The sequence below is a fragment of the Streptomyces sp. NPDC058637 genome (assembly GCF_042717325.1).
GTDB lineage: Bacteria > Actinomycetota > Actinomycetes > Streptomycetales > Streptomycetaceae > Streptomyces.
In genome coordinates, this window is sequence record NZ_JBHXRD010000018.1 from 98,782 (window position 1) to 116,061 (window position 17,280).

Genomic DNA, 17,280 nt, shown 5'->3' on the forward strand with positions numbered 1-17,280 from the left:
ACCGTGGCGCGCGTACCGGGAAGTTCGGCAGTGGGGTTCTAAGCCAGAGCAGATGCAGGACAGGCGACGGGGCTGGCTGCCGAAGAGTGGCGCTTTCACAGGCCACCAGTAGAGCGGTGCGGTGGTGGAGTTTCGAAGCCAGAGCGGTTGCAGGACGGCGACGGGACTGACCCCGGACCGGGTGGCCCGCAGTGATCAGGGGCCACCGCGAGCAGTACCGGAGTACGCAAGTGCAGTCCGCAGTACCAGTGGTCCCTCGGCAAAAGGCGTCAGACCGTGGCGCGCGTACCGGGAAGTTCGGCAGTGGGGTTCTAAGCCAGAGCAGATGCAGGACAGGCGACGGGGCTGGCTGCCGAAGAGTGGCGCTTGATCAAGCCACGAGCAGTTCGCATCACCAGCAGTACCGAATGAGCAGCATCCGCAATTCGCAAGTGATCCCCAGAGGGAAGAACGGAGGAGTTGAGCGCCATCAGGATCGCCCGGGTAGAAGTCTGAGCCTGGGTACCGCAGGACATCGTTAGTGAGGTGGTCTCCGGTCAAGCAACCGCGATCCCCGCACCCCCGACAGAGTTCAGGTCGGGTCGGCGGAAACAGAAGGCCGGCGCAGTACCAGGGCCGGCAGATGGTGTAGCAGTTCCTTCGGGGCCCTGGTGCCACAGGCACCAGGGCCCCTCCACGCGTGTTCCACAGGAAGGTACAGATGACAGCAGACGACTCGTTCAGCCGTCTCGATGACGACGACTACCCCGCCTACACCATGGGCCGCGCCGCCGACATGCTCAACACCACCCAGAGCTTCCTCCGCGCCATCGGCGAAGCCCGCCTCATCACCCCACTGCGCTCCCCGGGCGGCCACCGCCGCTACTCCCGCTACCAACTGCGTATCGCTGCCCGCGCCCGAGAACTCGTAGATGCCGGTACCCCCATCGAGGCCGCCTGCCGCATCGTCATCCTCGAGGACCAGCTCGAAGAAGCCCAGCGCCTCAACACCGAATCCCACCGAGGCATCACGCCGGCCAGCACACCATCCGCGGCCTGAAGCGCTCTTCGCGCCCGCCGGGACACCGGCGGGCCTCACGCGGACCAGTCGGTGATCAAACCACGCACGGTCGCGGTCGTACTGCCGATCCGAACCGCGGCCTCCGATAAGGTCGCCCGCCGCGCACCTGGCGCGGACGGACCGCCGCCTGAACGCGGGCCTTCCGAAGCCGGGCCGACGTACCGTGTCGAGACGCAGGGTGCTTTGCACGACCGCCTCCGTCTGCCCGGACCCCCGCGCTCAAGGATCTCGCACCCGCATCTGCGCTGTCCTGCCCATTACCGCCGCCTCCAAGGGCCAGCACCTGGTGCCCTGACCAGCTGCGTGGACCTCCTGCCATCCCCGCACGCTGCGAAGTGCGGACCTCGCAGCCGCCCGCGCTTTCCGGCCTTTTTTGCTGGGGGAGGCCAGAGGTCGGCTTCGCCGCGGACCGCCCCACCAGCCTTTGGCCAACGCTGCGCCCGGCGGCTGCATATCTCGAAGGACGGCAGCTGCCGACCGCCGGGCTCGCGCAGGCCCGCTCCTGGCGGAGCCGGACGGGTACCCGTGCTCACGTACCGGTACTGAAGTACGCCTAATGCTCGGGGAAAGTCCGGAAAAAGTTGATTTCATCGAGGTGTGAGAGGTAGGTTCGGAACAGGATTCAGGAGGCATGTGATGTCTGAACTGTTTGATGCGGTCGATGCCCTCATCGCGGGCCGCGCATATTTGCCGCGACCGCAGGAGCGGGAGCGCCTGCGCAAGGCGCACGGTCTGACGCAGGACGAGGTCGCCAAGGCGCTGGATGTACGCCGCGCGACCGTCGTGTCCTGGGAGAACGGCAAGACAGAACCACGCCCTCCACAACGTGAGGCATACGCGCGGCTGTTGGACAAGCTTGCCGAGCTGTACCCCGCCGATCTGACCGCTCCGGTGACACCGGTTCCCGAGGCTCCCTCGCCGGCCGTACCCGACGCCGCCCCTTCCACCGGCACGCCGTCCCCTGCTGCTCCGGCCGCCGGTGCCGCCCGGGCTGTCCACGCACCCGCCCCCGCGGGCGCGGCGCGCACGGTGCCCCGTCGCCCGGCGGCCGCGAAGACCACCGTGCCACCGGCGCAGGCTGATCCGCGGTTCGCGAACGGCCCACTGGCCGTTGTCGACATCGAGGACGGGCACACCGTGGCGTACTGCGTGGGCGGTCTCGTCCTCGACGTGCCCGCCAGGTCCGTCCCCGCTCTGGTCGACTGGACGCTGAACGAGGCGAAGCTGGGCGCCGCCCGGCTCAACGGGTCCGGCAAGGACGCCGACCCGCTGATCGTGCTCACCCCCGCCGCGTGTGAACGCTATGGTCTACCGGTCCGGCTCAGCGATGAGGAACGCAGCGCCGGACGGCTCCCGGAAGGCCACAAGGTCATCAAGCAGCTCGCCCGGGCCGACTGGCAGCTCACCCGCCGTGGCTTCGGCCCGTGGGCCCGCATCTACCGCCCCGCCCAAGGCGGCAAGCGGGCGTGCGTGCAGCTGTGCATCCCCTCCTGGAACGCGCTCGACAAACGCAGCTGGGGTGACACCGGACAGCTCCCCGCCCCCGAACTCGCCCGCCTGCTGGGCACCTACGCCACCCGCGTGATCACCCCGCGCGGGTCCACGGCCGTCACCGGCCTGGAACTGATGACCGCACTGCACCCGCCCACCCGTGCCAGCGAACCTGACCACACCGGCAAAAGGCACAGCCAGCACAACCCCGGCTCGCTCGGCAAGGAGCCGGTGGACTGCGCACCGTGCGAGGCACCGGACGGCCACCCTCTCCTGGCCGGCCTGCCGCGCTTCCATCAGCGCACCCCCGCAGAGATGCTGATGGAAGAGGCCTACGACTGGGCACGCCCGCTCACCGACGAGGAGTGCGCCAAGCGGTACGTCGTGGGCATCGACGTCAACATGGCCTTCGCCGCCGCCGCCAACGGCACCACCGTCGGCCTGGGAGCGCCCACCCACGTGCGCCAGCCTGCCTTCGACCCGAAGCTGCCCGGCTCCTGGCTCGTCGACCTCTCCCACATCGAACTCGACGACCGCCTCCCCTCACCCTTCACCCCACGGGGCGAGAGGCCCCCCGGTCCGGCCTGGTACGCGACACCGACCGTCGCCTACGCCGTCGAACTCGGCTACCAGGTCACCCCCGCCGAGGCGTACGTCCGTCATGAGAGCGGCCGCTACCTGGACGGCTGGTACAACCGGCTGCGCGACGCCTACATCGCGACGATGGCCGACCTCGGCGTCACCACCGACCTGGCCCCGGCTGACTTCCTGGCGGCCATGGAAGGCCACCGCCTGCGCGACCCGCAGATGGCGACCCTCCTGTCCGCTGTCAAGGCCACCGTCAAGGGCGGCCTCGGCAAACTCCGCGAACGCCCCCGCGGCGAAGGCTGGAAACCGGGGGAGCCCTGGAGGGCCCTGTCCCGCCCCACCTGGCGCCCCGACATCCGCGCCGCCGTCATCTCCAAGGCCCGCACCAACATGCACCGCAAGATGCTCAAACTCGCCGACGCCACCGGCCAATACCCGCTCGCGATCCTCTCCGACTGCGCCGTCTACGCCAGCGACGGCCCCAGCCCCCTCGACTTCCTCCCCTACAAGGACGACAAGCCCCTGCCCGGAGGATTCCGCCTCGGCGTCAGCCCCGGCATGGTCAAGCATGAAGGCACCCAGACCACCCTGTGGGCCGAAAGTGTCTACGAACAGCACGGCCGGGACGAGAACATCGCCCGGTACATCAAGGACGGCCAGGTCACCCGAACCGACAACGGGGAGTAGGAAGCAACCGATGGGACAGCTCGCCGACGGGCTCGACAAAGCCGTCCACAAAGCCTTCACCCGGCCGATCCCCACCTCGGCCGGCGCCCGCATGCGCTACCTCGTGCGACAGCTGGAATCCACCAGAGCCGCAGCCCAGCAGCTCGGCATCAGCCAGCGCACCGTCGAACGCTACGTCAAGAACCAGATCAAAACGCCCCGCAAGGACCTCGCCACCCGACTGGAAGGCGAAGTCACCAAGCGCTGGCAGCCACAGATCCGCGCCCAGGCCAAGCAGAAGGCCGCCACCACCCACGGCATCGTCATCGACACACGCGCCCGCTTCGGCTACACCGCTGCCCCCGGCAGTACCGACGACGCCCGCCTGCGCCACCTCACCGTCGCCCTCCCACCCACCTACGCCGCCCGCCTCTTCGAAGCCCGCGACCAAGGCGCCACCGACCAGCAGTTGCAGGACATTGCCGCCGAAGCCCTCCAGGAGACGTACTTCCGCGACGGCGGCCGACGGGCGGGCGGACTCCTCGTGGAGTTCACCGACGTCGAGCACATCGAATTCAACCTGTAGGGCCTCACGTCGGCACAGCACTCGTTGACCACGACATGTGGCCGCCTCCGACCAGGGGTGCCGGTAAGAACGCTGTCACCAGCCGCAAACGGCGGTGGTCAGTTCTCTGACCTGGAGGGCCGGGCAGTTCCGCCGTCTGGGTCGCCCCAGCGAGCGCGAGGCGACCACCCTTGAGTCCGGGCACGTAGTTGTGATGGTGTTACGGGACGCCGAGGAGCTTGGCGATCGAGGTGACGGTGTTCTCCGGGCGGGCGAGTAGGTCGCGGGCGTGACGTACCTGTTCCTCGGTCATCGCCGGCGGGCGGCCGAGCCTGGCGCCGCGGGCTGCGTCCAGGCCTTCGTTCATGCCCTGCACGATGAGTTCGCGGATGAACTCCGCCAGGGCCGCGAACACGTGGAAGACCAGGCGCCCGCCGGGCGTGGTTGTGTCGAGCGCCTCGTGCAGCGAGGTGAACCCGATGCCGCGCTTACGCAGGCCGGACACGATCGCGATGAGGTCCTGGATGGAGCGGCCGAGCCGGTCCATCGACGGGACGACGAGCGTGTCGCCCTCGCGCAAGAAGTCGAGGGCCTTTCACAGCTCCTCGCGCTCGGCGTTCTTGCCGGACTTCTTGTCGGCGAGGATCCGGATGCATCCCGCTGTGTTGAGTGCGTGGATCTGCCGGTCGAGCAACTGCCCCCTTGGTGGACACGCGTGCGTATCCCACGAGCCTGCCGGTCCGTACGGGCGGAACGGGGGCGAGGAGATCGGCGGCGTCGTCATCCTGAAGTGGCTGCACCTGCCAGATCGTACAGAAAACGGTGCTGCTCAAGTTCGCGAGCGCATCGACTTTCTGACACCGTTTTATGGGCATGATCCGGCGTCGATCCGGCTGGGCGCCGCCGCTTATTGATCTTGCTCATGAATCGGTCGACAGATGAGCAGTGCCGCCTTGCAGGCAGGCTGAACCGCAAAGACTTCTTTGCGAATACCTCTTTGCGAAGAACTCTTCGCGGTCTACCGTATGTCGCATGGTTGATGCAGCGGAGAGGCCGGATGGCCCGAACGTTGAAGAGGACTCGGTTGTCCTGGATGCCAAGGGGCTGCGTGCCCTGGCACATCCGGTGCGCGTGCAGTTGGTCGGGCTACTGCGGAAGTACGGCCCGTCGACGGCCACCCGCCTCGCGGAGCGGCTGGGTGTGAATTCCGGCACGGCCAGCTACCACCTTCGGCAGCTCGGCGCGGCCGGTTTCGTCGAGGAGGACACCGAACGCGGCAACGCGCGCGAGCGCTGGTGGCGGTCGGTGCACCGGACTACCTGGTTCAACGATCCGGAACTAGCCGACCGGGAGCCCGAGGCCGCACTGGCCTACCACCAGTCGGTCGCCGCCATCTACACCCTGCGCACGCAGCAGACCCTGAACGGGCTTCAGACGATGCCCCGCGCCTGGCGGAACACCTTCGACATGAGCGACTGGGCCCTGCGGCTCACGCCCGAGGAGGCCGCCGCCCTGGACCGGGAGTTGAAGGACGTCATCTCGCGCTACCGGCGGGACGACCCGGGTGCAGCGGCAAGCGCCCCCGAAGGAGCCGAGCGGGTCGCCGTGATCACGTATGTCCTGCCCGAACTGGACGCGGCTGCCGCGCCGTCGCCCCCTTCCGGCCCTCAGGAAGAGGAAGGAATCCCGACGTCATGACCAACGACGCCTCGGAGGCCCGCGGCATACCTGGCAAGAGGTCCTTACGGCCGCTGGGCGGGGTGCTGGCGGCCATGGCCGTGTCGCTGACCGGCACGCGCATCTCCGTTGTGGCACTGCCCTGGTTCGTCCTCGTCACCACCGGCAGCGCCACCCAGACCGGACTCGTCACCTTCTGCGAGATGACTCCCTACGTGGTGGTCAAGGCGTTCACCGGACCGCTGGTGGACCGGATCGGCCCGCGGGCCGTTTCCTGGACCACCGATCTGGCCAGCGCGACCGCCGCCGCCGCAGTTCCCCTGCTCCACGCCCTGGACCTGCTCTCCTTTCCCCTTCTGCTGGTTCTGGTCGCACTGATCGGCGCGGCCCGGGGACCCGGCGACCTGGCCAAGGAGGTGATGGTCCCGGAGGCAGCCGAGCGCGGCCGAGTACCGCTGGAGCGCGCCACCGGTCTGTCCGGCGTGATCGAGCGGCTCGCCTCCACCGTCGGCCTGGCGATCGGCGGATCCCTGGTGGCGCTCCTCGGCCCCCTGGCCGCACTCGCCGTCAACGCGGGCTGCTTCGCCCTCGGATCGGTGATCATCAAACTCGCGCTGCCGCGCGGCATGGGGCACACGGCCGAGGAAGCCCTCTCGGCGGCCGGGAAGACGGAACCGGGCTACTGGCGGCGGTTCGGCGAGAGCTTCACCTTCCTGCGCGGCGAGCCGCTGCTGCTCACCGTCATCGTCATGGTCGGCGTCACCAACCTGCTGGACGCGGCGATCACCTCGGTGCTCGTACCCGTCTGGGCCAGGGAGTCCGGCTACGGGCCGGCCGCGATCGGTCTGATGGGCAGCGTGATGGGGGCCGCAGGAGTCGGCGGGAGCCTGATCGCGGCGATGGTTGCGCACCGGCTGAGGCGGCGGATGGTGGTTCTCACCGGGTTCCTGCTGGCCGGGGCACCGAGGTTCCTGATCCTCGCCTTCGATGCCCCGCTGGGGGTGGTACTCGCCGTTTTCGCGGTCAGCGGGTTCGGCGCCGGCTTCGTCAACCCAGTGCTGGGGGCCGTCCTCGTCGAGCGGGTGCCACGCCGGATGCTGGGCCGGGTCAACGCGCTCGGTGACTCGCTGGCCTGGGCAGGTATCCCTCTCGGCGGGCTGATCGCCGGGGCGGCGGTGACCGCTGTCGGACTCGTGCCGGTGCTGCTCACCTGCGGCGCCGCTTACTTCCTCACCACGAATCTGGCTGGACTGCGGCCGGAGTGGCGCGAGATAGACCGAACGCGGCGGCGAGGCGTCCTGAAGCCGCATTCCAAGGAAGACGCCTCACAAGACAGTGCGAATGCAGCCACATAACCGCTACGGGAGGGAAGCGCGCCTGGCCGACGCGGCAAGCCCGGAAGAACTCTTCCAAGGACAGTGGCAGAGCCGCAGAACGAAGCTCGACGACTTCAAGCCGCACTTGCACGAGCGATGGGCCGAGGGCTGCACGAATGCCTGGACTCTCTGGAAGGAAATCCAGAGCCACGGATACGCAGGCGGATACGGTGCCGTCCGTGCCTACCTTCGTCCCTTCCAAGATGCCGCGCCGGAGGGACGGCCGGCGTCGCCCAGAACTGTGGCCGGGTGGATCTCACCCAGACGCCCTTCCGGAGAAGGAGCAACTGAAGCTGAAGTCCGTTCTGGCCCACTGCCCTGAGCTGGACGCCCTCGCCGGGCACGTCCGCTCCTTCGGACAGATGCTCACCCAGCTGCAGAAAGAACGGCTCCCCGAGTGGATTGCGGCGGTCCGGGCCGACGACCTGCCCAGCATGCACACCTTCATCAACGGCCTCGAACGTGACCGAGCGGCCGTCACCGCCGGCCTGACCCTGCCCTGGAGCTCAGGCGTCGTCGAAGGCCATGTCAACCGCATTAAAATGATCAAGCGGCAGATGTAGGGACGAGCTGGCTTCAAACTTCTGCGCAAGCGGGTACTGCTCGCCTCGTGACCTCTCTGTCAGCGGTCAATGCGACGATCCCTGAGTCCTGTCCCGTAATGATCTTCCGAGGCCGACGTGACGCCTGGTCTCGCGGCTTTGCTGGGGCTTCTACTCATGTACTGCGCCGCTTCAGGCCCTTGCGGGGAAGTCAGGATGGTCGGTGTAGGGCGAGGCAAGGTCACGCAGGTCGTGGCACGGCCAGGGGTCGCGGGCGTGACGGGCCAGGATGCGCCGCTTGGCCTCGATCTCGCGCAGGACGCGGGCCGGGTCGTGCAGAGCCACGTGCAGCGCAACCGCGGGGTGGAAGCCAGTGAGGTCAACCTGGCAGAAGTCGACCGTGTGACCGTGGGCCGACCACTCCCCGCATCCGTCACCGTCGCAGCGCCGAGCCAAGTCGGCCTCCTCGTCCAGCCGCGCCTCGATGAACCTCACCAGTTCTACAGTCATATGGACATTCTCGATGCCATACAAAACATCATGGAATGATCTTGTGGTGTCTGGTGTGATCGCGGCTTCGGAGCCGTCCTGGATAGCCCAGTTCACCGGGCTGAGCCCTCGTCTGTTCGCAAAGTTGGTGACACTTCTGCGGCGTGAGGATGCGGACGCGGTCCGCAGGGGCCGGCCGTGGAGCCTGCCGCTGGAGGACCGGGCCCTGCTGGTCGCGGCCTACTGGCGCACGAATCTGACTGTGCGGCAGCTCGCTCCGCTGTTCGGGGTGTCCAAGTCGGCCGCGGACCGGACCATCGATCACCTCGGGCTGATGCTCGCCCTCCACCCCGCAAGCGGTTCGCGAAGGACACCGTGCTCAGGGGCGACGGCGTCCACCACGCCATGCTCGGAATCGCCCGCCTGCACAACCTCAACCTCGCCGGATAGACGAGCGGTCGGGTTGGCCACCGACCGCGTCCACACGACTCAGAGATCATTTACGGGACAGCTCTTAGCAACGCGACCCCGCGGTTCGGGGCCTGTCCCTTGCTCAGCCCTCGGACGGGCCCTACTTGGTGCCGGGCCGTCCTCGCCGGGCTGTGACCTCAGACGCCCTCTTTCTCATGTCGCTGTGGTTCGTGTCGTAAATCAGGGACAGCGCGTGGTCCAGAAACCCGACTCCCTCCAGGACGTCAGAGATGCGGAGAACGTCCTCGTGGCTGCCCACGTTTCCGATCCACTTGACGGCCAAGAGCAGGTCGGCAGCTTCTGCATGCTGCGGCAGTGCTCTTTTGAAGGTCGTGATCCGGCTGTCGAGGCTGAGCCTGATGACCTTCCCATCGGGATTGGCCTTCTCGCGGATGGTCTTCTGGTCGTCCAACAAGGTCTCGATCGCTGCCCGGATCCTGTTCGCGGCAGCACTGGGGTCGAGCCAGAGAATCTTGGATGCGGCGCTGACCCGCTCCCAGACCGCGCGGGGGCAATGCTTGTGGCTTTGGAGCAGGGGCAACGCAGGGAAGAACATGGTCGGCCTCAGTAGCTTCTCCCACTGAACGTCGTACGAGCCTCCCGGACCGACTGATGACTCCCCGATCACCCGCACCCGGTCGCAGGTGGCCTTTCTGCATACGAGCACGCACTGGAAGTAGCCCTGGATCCACTCGGGGTCCCACTCGTCATGACTCTGCAAGGACTTGCTGGTGACCGTCTCCTCATCCACGAACGAGTCGGGGTCCGGCAACAAGACCCCTCGCATGCACGTGGGACACGGGATAGTGGGCCACTCCTCCAGGTCCTCGGGGAATACCTTAGCGATCGCTTGTAGTTCTTCATTCAAATGGTTTGCCATAGCTTCACATCCTGCCAGCGGCAACGTACCTGTGGAGGACGGTTTTTGAGTAGTTCGGAGGTGCGTGGTACCGGCCGTCACGCGAGAGCGAAGCCAGTTCCTCGTCGACCGGGGCGGGGCGCACAGATCGGCCTCCACGACGAGGGCGACCCGGAGTTCCTCGACGCGTTGCTGCAGGAACTCGCCCACACATAAGCCCGGCAACAGCCATCGTGGCCCGGTACAAGACAGCGCCCGGGCGCGTCTACCGGCGGGCGAGCACGGACACGACCAGGGCTGCCAGGCCGATTAGGAACGCCCCCACGCTCAGCGCCGCGGTTAACGGCCCCACGGCGCCGGGCCTGGCCCACACGAGGGCGGCAGCCCCCACACAGAGCGCCACACCGACCACGGCGACCAGGACAAGCAGCGTGGCGACCACCCACGAGGCTGTAGCCGGGGCGGACGGGTGCGGGTTCTGCGGCCGCTGATGCCGTTCGAGCGCGTGTTGGCCGTTGCTTCTCGCAGCTCATGACGTTCCCCTGCCCGGGCAGGGCTGGCGCGTCCCCTGGACGGCTCTGTCGTCAAGCTCGGGCCGACCTCACCGACGGACACCTGCCGGATCAGCCACCTCTCCGTCTGCCCGGGACGCGGCGCCTGAGCCGGGCCCGAACCCCTTGGCGATCAGCCACCCGGCCAGCCCCAGCTCCCACGCGAACACCGGGAGCGCGGCGGCCGCCCCCGCCACGGAGAGCTGCGGGTAGGTCCCGAACATCACGGCGACGGCCGAGGCGCAGATCAGCGGCCCGCCAACCAGGCCGAGCACGGCGATGAAGCGCGGCACGAGCCGTGTGCGGTACGCAAGGTAGGCAAGCAGGACGCTGTTCAGGCCGAGGGCGATGTTGGGTCCGAGCAGGAACGTCCAGTCGTGCACGGCCACCAGCGCGATGTCGGCGCCTGCCGCCGCCTCCGTGTCCCGCCGCAGGGTGACGAGCGCCAGGACGGCGGCGATCCCGAGGGTGATGACGGCCGCCTCCAGCAGCCGCCCGAAGGCGTACCCGAGCGCGAGCCCCTCGCCGTGGCGCCGCAGGACGGGGAACAGTGCCGCCCCGGTACCGGCCACCGCCACCACCAGCACCACCTCGCAGAGCACCCCGAGCAGCGCCCGCATGTCGGCGCCTTGCGCGAGCCGGCCGTCCGCCGCTCCGAGCAGGGGGCGGTACAGAACGGCCCCCGCTATCGCGGCGGCCTCGGTCAGCAGGAACAGCGACCCGGTGGCCACCGCGGTTCTTCGATCCGGACTCATCTTCTCGGTACCTCTCGCTCGGTGGTGGTGTACGCCGTACACCTGGCGGAGCATAGGTGTACGGCGTACACTCGTCAAGGAGAGAGCGTGGTCGAGGAGGGAAGGGGTAGACCGGAATGAGCCGACACAAAGCCACACATACGCACCGGACCCCCCTAAACAAGGACCGCGTCCTGCGCGCCGCCGTCGCGCTCGCCGACGCCACCGGCATCGACGCGCTCAGCATGCGCAGGCTCGCGCAGGAGCTGGACGTTGTACCGATGGCCCTCTACAAGCACGTGGCCAACAAGGAGGAGCTGCTCGACGGCATGGTCGACACAGTGGTCGGCGAGATCGCCCCGCCGACTGCGGGCCCCGACTGGCAGAGCGTGGTCCGTGGGCGGATCCTCTCGGCCCGACGGGTCCTGCTGCGCCACCCCTGGGCGGCCCGGGTCATCGAATCGCGGACCGGCCCCACCCCGGCCGTGCTGGCGTATCTGGACTCCATGGCCGGGAGCTTCCGGGGCGGCGGCCTTTCCGCCGACCTTACGCACCACGTCATGCACGCGATGGGCAGCCGCCTGCTGGGCTTCAGCCAGGAACTGTTCGACACCCCGGGCCCCTCCGGCCCGCCGAGCCCCGAGCTGGCGGTGCGCTACCCGCACATCGCGGAGCTGGCCGCGACGGCCGCACACGACGGGGGTTCCCCGGTCGGTGGCGGCTGCGATGACCAGTTCGAGTTCGAATTCGCCCTCGACCTCCTCCTGGACGGCTTCGAAAGCCTCCGCTGCCAAGGCTGGACGTCCGCACGGAAGGCGTAGCGGGTGCGGAGGGCTGATCTAGTGTTGCATCGCAGACCAGGTGAATCTTGCTGGTCAGTCCACTTCTGGAGCGGCCGCCGGGGCCGGCGGGCGCAGCCCGATGGTCTCGCCAGGTCGTAGATCCGGCCCCACGGCCCGTACTCGACAGGCACGTCCCGCCACGGAACACCGGTCCGGACCCGAAGCCGCATGCCGTCGATCAACTGCCGCCGAGGCCAGACCGGCGGCCGCCCCACCTTCGCCCCTTCGGCAACGACGGCTCCAGGACAAGCTCGCCGAGCTGTACCCCGCCGCCCTGAAGGCGGCTCCGGTCGATCTGACTGCTCCGGTGACACCGGTTCCCGAGGCTCCCTCGCCGGCTGTACCCGCCGCCGCCCCTTGGCGTCAGGAGATCACCCACCTCCGCGACCTCCTTGACCCTCCGATCCCGCCACAAGAGGAAGCTCTCTTCGAGATCTAATCGGTGACCCAAAGTCACAGACCACAGAACTTGAGACGGAACCCGAGAACCGACAGCACCTGTACACGGGATCGGGCGGCGCTCGAAGCGCCGCAGAAATCGAACGGTCCACGATTTCGGGCAGCGCAGGTTCTGGCCGAGTCGGCCCGCCGAACGAGTTCCTGCGTGCGTTCCGTGGCCGGATGCCGCGGAGCCGGAACGGTGTGTGGAGTTGCGCGATGCGCTGCCCTCGCCAAGCCTTCGCTGGTCAGATGCGTGGGCCGAGGAACAGGCCACCGCTCGCGTCGATGATCTGACCAGTGACCCAGCGGGCGGCATCGGAGGCGAGGAAGGCGACCACATCGGCTACGTCGTCGGGCCCGCCCAGCCGGTTGAGTGCCGTCATACCGGATATCTGTTCTTTGAGGCCCGGCGCGTCGAAGGCAACTCCGTTGGTCGCCGTCCTGGTGGCCCCAGGAGCGACCGCGTTCACCGTGATCCTTCGGGGGCCGAGTTGGACGGCGATGGTCTTGGTCATCGTCTCGATCGCGCCCTTCGTCATGGCGAAGGATGTCTGGGTTGAGTTGGCCATCCGGGTCGCCACCGACGAGACCGAGACGATCCGGGCGCCCTCGCTCAACAGAGACAGCGCCCGCTCGATGATGAAGTACGGCGCTCGCACGTTCACCGCGAACAAGTGGTCGAACTCCGCCCGGGTCGTCACGCCGAGCGGACCGGCCGGTGCGGCCGCCGCATTGTTGACGAGGATGTCGAGCGGCCGACCGGCCAAGCCGGCCTCCACACCGGCGAACAGCGTCTCGACATCGCCGTCCACGCCCAGTTCGGCTCGGACGGAGAGGGCGGTCCCACCGGCGCGTTCTGTCGCGTCGACCGTCGCAGCCGCCCCGCTCTCATCCGTGCCGAAGTGCACGATGACCGTGGCCCCTTCGACCCCGAGTCGAATGGCAATTGCCTGCCCGATGCCGCGCGACGCGCCCGTCACCAGAGCCGTTCTGCCCGTCAGATCACCCATGTCTTCACTCCATCCACGTGTTAGTCACTAACATGATGGTAGTGTCTAGCACATGAGTGAGCGGCAACCAACCCTGCGGGAACGACGGCGATCCGAGACGCGGCGCCTGGTCCAAGCGCACGCGGTGCGGCTGTTCACCGACCACGGCTACGACGCGGTGACGGTGGCCGACGTCGCCGAGGCCGCCGGCGTCTCGGCAATGACCGTGTACCGGCACTTTCCCACCAAGGAGGACCTCGTCCTCATTGACCAGCCGGCCCAGCTCATCGCCGAGCAGGTCGCCGCGTCGTCCGCGACACACCCCCTGGTGCGCCGCGTCGGCGGCGCGCTCATCGACGCGGCCACGGCCTTGACCGGCGGCAACGGGGACGAACCGGGGGCGAACGAGCGGTTCCTGCTGGACTGCCTCCGGCTCATGGTCTCGACGCCTGCGCTGCGGGCCCGGCACCTGGACAGCCAGTACGCGCTGCAACAGGCCATCGTCGACGCCCTCGGGGATGACGCGACCGATCCCGACGCCGCGTTCCGCGCCCAGGCGGCGACCAGCGCCTGCATGGCCGCGATGCACACGGCGCTGACGCGTTGGACCGAAGACGACGGACACACCAAGCTGCCCGACCTGGTCACACGGGCGCTCGCCGCGTCCTTCGGTGATGACGCCGTCGCCATCCACCGGGAGGACTGAGGCGCCACGGACCGGGCGCTGTCATCCCTCTTGACCATCGAACACAGCACGGTGTCGGTGCCTCCCGAAGCGCTGAACAATCGCTGTCGGACACTCGGGCTCTGGCACAACTTCTGTGAAATCGAGCCGATCCTCGGTGTCCGGGGTCGGTATATTCGTGACGAACCGGCAGACCGGAGGCTTGCCGAAGGGCGGGTACGAACTCGGTCGGGGCGGCTTCACAGAAGTTGAGCCAGAGCCGACACTCGTGAACAAAGCCAGCCCACTGCTCGTCCGCCAAGTCGCTCGGGTACGGCTCTCGCTCCATGCCCCGTATCCGAACATCGGCATGCCCAACAGATGGCCCGCACGACGATCGTCACCACGATCGAGCGATCACGAACCGAGGACGGACGCACCGTCTTCTGAGGCCAACGTGATCTGTTCAGTCGCCGGCTTCGGACGTCTTCCGCGGCTGGGTGGGGTAGATCTCGTGCCAGTGCTGGGCCGAGCAGACCAGGTCGTCGATGACGTGGAGGAGGAACTGGCTCATGCTCTCCAGCCGGGCGCCGGCGGGGGTGGTGGTGCCGAGTTTCCGGGCTGCGGTCTTGCAGGCTTCGGCAATCTGGGTCTGGGCATGCGCGCTTGCCATGATGGACTGAAACGCTACGTCGTCGTCGATGGCGTAGCGTTCGGCGCGGCTGCGAGGGTCGCGCTCGCGTTTGATGAGTGCCTGGCTTTCCAGGTAGCCGACGGCCTTGGAGATGGAGGCGGGGCTGACTTCCAGGCGCTGCACGAGTTCCGCGGAGGTGAAGCTGCCACTGTCGGTGGTGAAAAGCGCGGCGAGCACCCTGGCCATCATCGGTGGAAGGCCTGCCCGCATCATCAGTTCCACGCTCTGCGCGTCCACCTCGTCCACGAGGCGTGGATCGCGCCCACCGAAGTGGGCCCTTCCTGGGGAAGGTGTCGGCGGAGTGGTCTTGCGCTGACGCGCGTGTCGTGTGCCGCCCCGGTCGGCCGCCTCGGCGTGGTAGCGCCGCGGCCCGCCGTTGCGCATCACCTCGCGGGTGACGGTGGAGGTCGGCCGCCCGATGCGGCGGCCGATGGCGGCGTAGGTCAACTCCTCGCGCAGCCCCGCGGCGATCTGCTGCCGGTCCTGGAGGGTGAGTCTGTCACCAGGCATTGCGTGTCCTCCGCTATCGGCGTCGAGGCCAGCTTAATGCAACGCAACGCTGTTGCATTAGCCGCCATGGGTCATGCAATGATTTGAACCCGCCTACCTGCATGTTTGTTGTTTGCATCGCATGGATCCGATTGACGATCTCGTATATGCAACGTAATTTTCGTCAAATTGTGAAGGTGTCCGTGCGGCGCCGGATCTCACCAACGGGAGTGATGCCGATGACTACAGATCCAGGTCGACCCGCGGTCGCGGCGACTGCGGTGCGCAAGGCGTACGGCGACCATGTGGTGCTCGACGGCATCGATCTCGACATCCCTGCGGGGTCTGTCTTCGCGTTGCTCGGCCCGAATGGCGCAGGCAAGACCACCGTGGTGCAGATCCTGTCCACGCTCATCCGCGCCGACGCCGGCGACATGCGGGTCGCCGGCCACGACGTGCTCCGAGATGCGGACGCGGTCCGTGCCGCGATCGGCGTCACCGGCCAGTTCTCGGCGGTGGACAACTTCCTCACCGGCGAGGAGAACCTGCTGCTGATGGCCGACCTGAACCGCCTGCCCCGCAGGCAACGGCAGCAGCGTGCCGCCGACCTGCTGGCGCGGTTCGATCTGATGGACGCAGCCCGCAAGCCTGCTGCGACGTACTCCGGCGGGATGCGCCGCCGCCTGGACCTCGCGATGACGCTGGTCGGCCGGCCCCGCGTGATCTTCCTCGACGAGCCGACCACCGGGCTGGACCCGCGCAGCAGGCGGACCATGTGGGAGGTCATCCGCACGCTGGTGTCGGACGAGGGTGTCACCATCTTCCTCACCACCCAGTACCTGGAGGAGGCCGACCGGCTCGCCGACCGGATCGCGGTGCTGCACCGGGGAAAGCTGGTGGCGGAAGGCTCGCCGGAGGAGCTCAAGCGGCAGGTCGGCGGCGGCCACATCACCCTGCGATTCACCGACCCACGCGGCTACGACCACGCGGCCCGGACGCTGGACGTGGTCTCCCGCAACGATGAGGCATGCACCCTGCAGATCGCCAGCCAGGGCGATGTCCGGTCGTTGCGCGCATTGCTGGACTGGCTCGACCGTGCCTCGCTCTCCGTGGACGAACTGCAGGTCCACACCCCCGATCTCGATGACGTCTTCTTCGCCCTGACGGGCAACCCGGTCATGGAACAGGAGCCCGTCCGATGAGTGCCGTTTCAGGCAGCGTTTCCACTACTCTGTCCCACGCCTTTGTCGACTCGGCGACCATGTTTCGCCGCCAGTTGCGGCACATGCTGCGTTATCCGACGCTCATGCTGACGGCCGTCGGCGTTCCGGTGGTCTTCCTGCTGCTGTTCGTCTACGTTCTCGGTGGCATCCTCGGTACTGGCCTTGGCGGGCCGTCGGGCGGCCGGGACGCCTACGTGAACTACGTCGTCCCCGGCATCGTTCTGATGACTGTGGCGACCGCGGCCCAGGGCACGGCGATCTCCGTAGCCATCGACATGACCGAGGGCATCGTCGCCCGGTTCCGCACGATGGCCATCGCCAGGGTCTCTGTGCTCACCGGTCATGTGCTCGGCAGCCTGGCCCAGACCCTGTTGAGCATCGCTGCCGTCATCGGCGTCGCGCTGATGGTGGGATTCGAGCCGACCGCGGACTTCGGCGAATGGCTCGGCGCGATCGGAGTTCTCGTGATGATCATCCTCGCGCTCACCTGGCTGTCGGTCGCACTGGCCATGGTCGCCAAGAGCGTCGCCACCGCGAGCAGCATGCTGACGCCGCTGATGATCCTGCCCATGATGGGCAGCGGGTTCGTCCCCACCGAATCGATGCCGGCCGGGCTGAAATGGTTCGCCGATTACCAGCCTTTCACCCCTTTCATCGAGACCCTGCGCGGGCTGCTGATGGGCACCCCGATCGACAACAGCGCAATCCTGGCCACCGGTTGGTGCTTCCTGATCACTCTGGGCGCCTACCTATGGGCCAAGAAGCTCTACAATCGCGAGCCCACCAAGTGAGTGCCTTCGTCGCGTCAGCCCGTGCACTGCACGATCTCCTCGGCATGCCCACCGACGAGGCGGCCTTCAACGTCACCC

16 protein-coding genes and 1 pseudogene are annotated in these 17,280 nt (G+C 67.8%); 11 read left to right on the plus strand and 6 right to left on the minus strand.

Going from position 1 to position 17,280, the window contains the following annotated elements; all coding sequences use genetic code 11:
- Window positions 1-700 precede the first annotated feature (700 nt).
- From ACFWVP_RS19855 to tpg, 3 genes are all read left to right on the plus strand, one after another.
- Window positions 701-1,039 (plus strand): MerR family transcriptional regulator, encoded by a 339-nt coding sequence (locus tag ACFWVP_RS19855; protein WP_384498280.1) that lies wholly within the window; start codon window positions 701-703, stop codon window positions 1,037-1,039.
- Window positions 1,040-1,696: 657 nt separating this feature from the next.
- Window positions 1,697-3,826, plus strand: a complete 2,130-nt coding sequence (tap, locus tag ACFWVP_RS19860) for a telomere-associated protein Tap (protein WP_384498282.1) — start codon at window positions 1,697-1,699, stop codon at window positions 3,824-3,826.
- Window positions 3,827-3,836: 10 nt separating this feature from the next.
- On the plus strand, window positions 3,837-4,391 hold the full coding sequence (gene tpg / locus ACFWVP_RS19865) for a telomere-protecting terminal protein Tpg (RefSeq protein WP_384498284.1): 555 nt from the start codon (window positions 3,837-3,839) through the stop codon (window positions 4,389-4,391).
- 199 nt (window positions 4,392-4,590) lie between these two features.
- Here the strand turns inward: tpg and ACFWVP_RS19870 are convergent, their stop codons facing one another.
- On the minus strand, window positions 4,591-4,950 hold the full coding sequence (locus tag ACFWVP_RS19870) for a recombinase family protein (RefSeq protein WP_384498286.1): 360 nt from the start codon (window positions 4,948-4,950) through the stop codon (window positions 4,591-4,593).
- A 452-nt stretch (window positions 4,951-5,402) separates the two neighbouring features.
- Here ACFWVP_RS19870 and ACFWVP_RS19875 point away from each other — a divergent pair, with 452 nt between their 5' ends.
- From ACFWVP_RS19875 to ACFWVP_RS19885, 3 genes are all read left to right on the plus strand, one after another.
- The gene (locus ACFWVP_RS19875) at window positions 5,403-6,068 is read left to right on the plus strand and encodes an ArsR/SmtB family transcription factor (RefSeq protein ID WP_384498288.1); all 666 of its coding nucleotides are present in this window, start codon (window positions 5,403-5,405) and stop codon (window positions 6,066-6,068) included.
- Window positions 6,065-7,402: an MFS transporter gene (locus tag ACFWVP_RS19880; protein ID WP_384498290.1), complete on the plus strand. Its 1,338-nt coding sequence runs from the start codon at window positions 6,065-6,067 to the stop codon at window positions 7,400-7,402. The genes ACFWVP_RS19875 and ACFWVP_RS19880 overlap by 4 nt, the downstream gene beginning before the upstream one ends.
- A 200-nt stretch (window positions 7,403-7,602) precedes the next feature.
- Window positions 7,603-7,986, plus strand: a complete 384-nt coding sequence (locus ACFWVP_RS19885) for a transposase (protein WP_384498292.1) — start codon at window positions 7,603-7,605, stop codon at window positions 7,984-7,986.
- A 171-nt stretch (window positions 7,987-8,157) separates the two neighbouring features.
- Here ACFWVP_RS19885 and ACFWVP_RS19890 read toward each other — a convergent pair whose 3' ends face one another.
- Complete coding sequence (locus ACFWVP_RS19890) at window positions 8,158-8,475, minus strand: DUF6221 family protein (RefSeq protein ID WP_384498294.1); 318 nt, start codon at window positions 8,473-8,475, stop codon at window positions 8,158-8,160.
- Window positions 8,476-8,521: 46 nt separating this feature from the next.
- Here ACFWVP_RS19890 and ACFWVP_RS19895 point away from each other — a divergent pair.
- Window positions 8,522-8,847, plus strand: a pseudogene (locus ACFWVP_RS19895) (transposase family protein); the annotation flags it as partial.
- Window positions 8,848-9,025: 178 nt separating this feature from the next.
- On the opposite strand, the gene ACFWVP_RS19900 reads toward ACFWVP_RS19895, so the two are convergent.
- Window positions 9,026-9,805: a DUF4145 domain-containing protein gene (locus ACFWVP_RS19900; protein WP_384498296.1), complete on the minus strand. Its 780-nt coding sequence runs from the start codon at window positions 9,803-9,805 to the stop codon at window positions 9,026-9,028.
- Window positions 9,806-10,385: 580 nt separating this feature from the next.
- Complete coding sequence (locus ACFWVP_RS19905; RefSeq protein ID WP_384498298.1) at window positions 10,386-11,090, minus strand: DUF4386 domain-containing protein; 705 nt, start codon at window positions 11,088-11,090, stop codon at window positions 10,386-10,388.
- A gap of 116 nt (window positions 11,091-11,206) precedes the next feature.
- On the opposite strand from ACFWVP_RS19905, the gene ACFWVP_RS19910 reads away from it, so the two are divergent.
- Window positions 11,207-11,890 (plus strand): TetR/AcrR family transcriptional regulator C-terminal domain-containing protein, encoded by a 684-nt coding sequence (locus tag ACFWVP_RS19910; RefSeq protein ID WP_384498300.1) that lies wholly within the window; start codon window positions 11,207-11,209, stop codon window positions 11,888-11,890.
- Between the two features lie 707 nt (window positions 11,891-12,597).
- Here ACFWVP_RS19910 and ACFWVP_RS19915 read toward each other — a convergent pair.
- Window positions 12,598-13,362: an SDR family oxidoreductase gene (locus ACFWVP_RS19915; RefSeq protein ID WP_384498301.1), complete on the minus strand. Its 765-nt coding sequence runs from the start codon at window positions 13,360-13,362 to the stop codon at window positions 12,598-12,600.
- A gap of 52 nt (window positions 13,363-13,414) precedes the next feature.
- Between ACFWVP_RS19915 and ACFWVP_RS19920 the strand changes: the two genes are divergently transcribed.
- Complete coding sequence (locus ACFWVP_RS19920; RefSeq protein WP_384498303.1) at window positions 13,415-14,047, plus strand: helix-turn-helix domain-containing protein; 633 nt, start codon at window positions 13,415-13,417, stop codon at window positions 14,045-14,047.
- A 424-nt stretch (window positions 14,048-14,471) separates the two neighbouring features.
- Here ACFWVP_RS19920 and ACFWVP_RS19925 read toward each other — a convergent pair whose 3' ends face one another.
- The gene (locus ACFWVP_RS19925) at window positions 14,472-15,209 is read right to left on the minus strand and encodes a helix-turn-helix domain-containing protein (RefSeq protein WP_384498305.1); all 738 of its coding nucleotides are present in this window, start codon (window positions 15,207-15,209) and stop codon (window positions 14,472-14,474) included.
- Between the two features lie 218 nt (window positions 15,210-15,427).
- On the opposite strand from ACFWVP_RS19925, the gene ACFWVP_RS19930 reads away from it, so the two are divergent.
- Window positions 15,428-16,390 carry an ATP-binding cassette domain-containing protein gene (locus ACFWVP_RS19930; protein WP_384498307.1) on the plus strand — a complete coding sequence of 321 codons (963 nt, stop codon included), beginning with the start codon at window positions 15,428-15,430 and terminating at the stop codon, window positions 16,388-16,390.
- Window positions 16,387-17,202, plus strand: coding sequence for an ABC transporter permease (locus ACFWVP_RS19935; RefSeq protein WP_384498308.1), 816 nt, complete (start codon window positions 16,387-16,389; stop codon window positions 17,200-17,202). The genes ACFWVP_RS19930 and ACFWVP_RS19935 overlap by 4 nt, the downstream gene beginning before the upstream one ends.
- Window positions 17,203-17,280 lie beyond the last annotated feature (78 nt).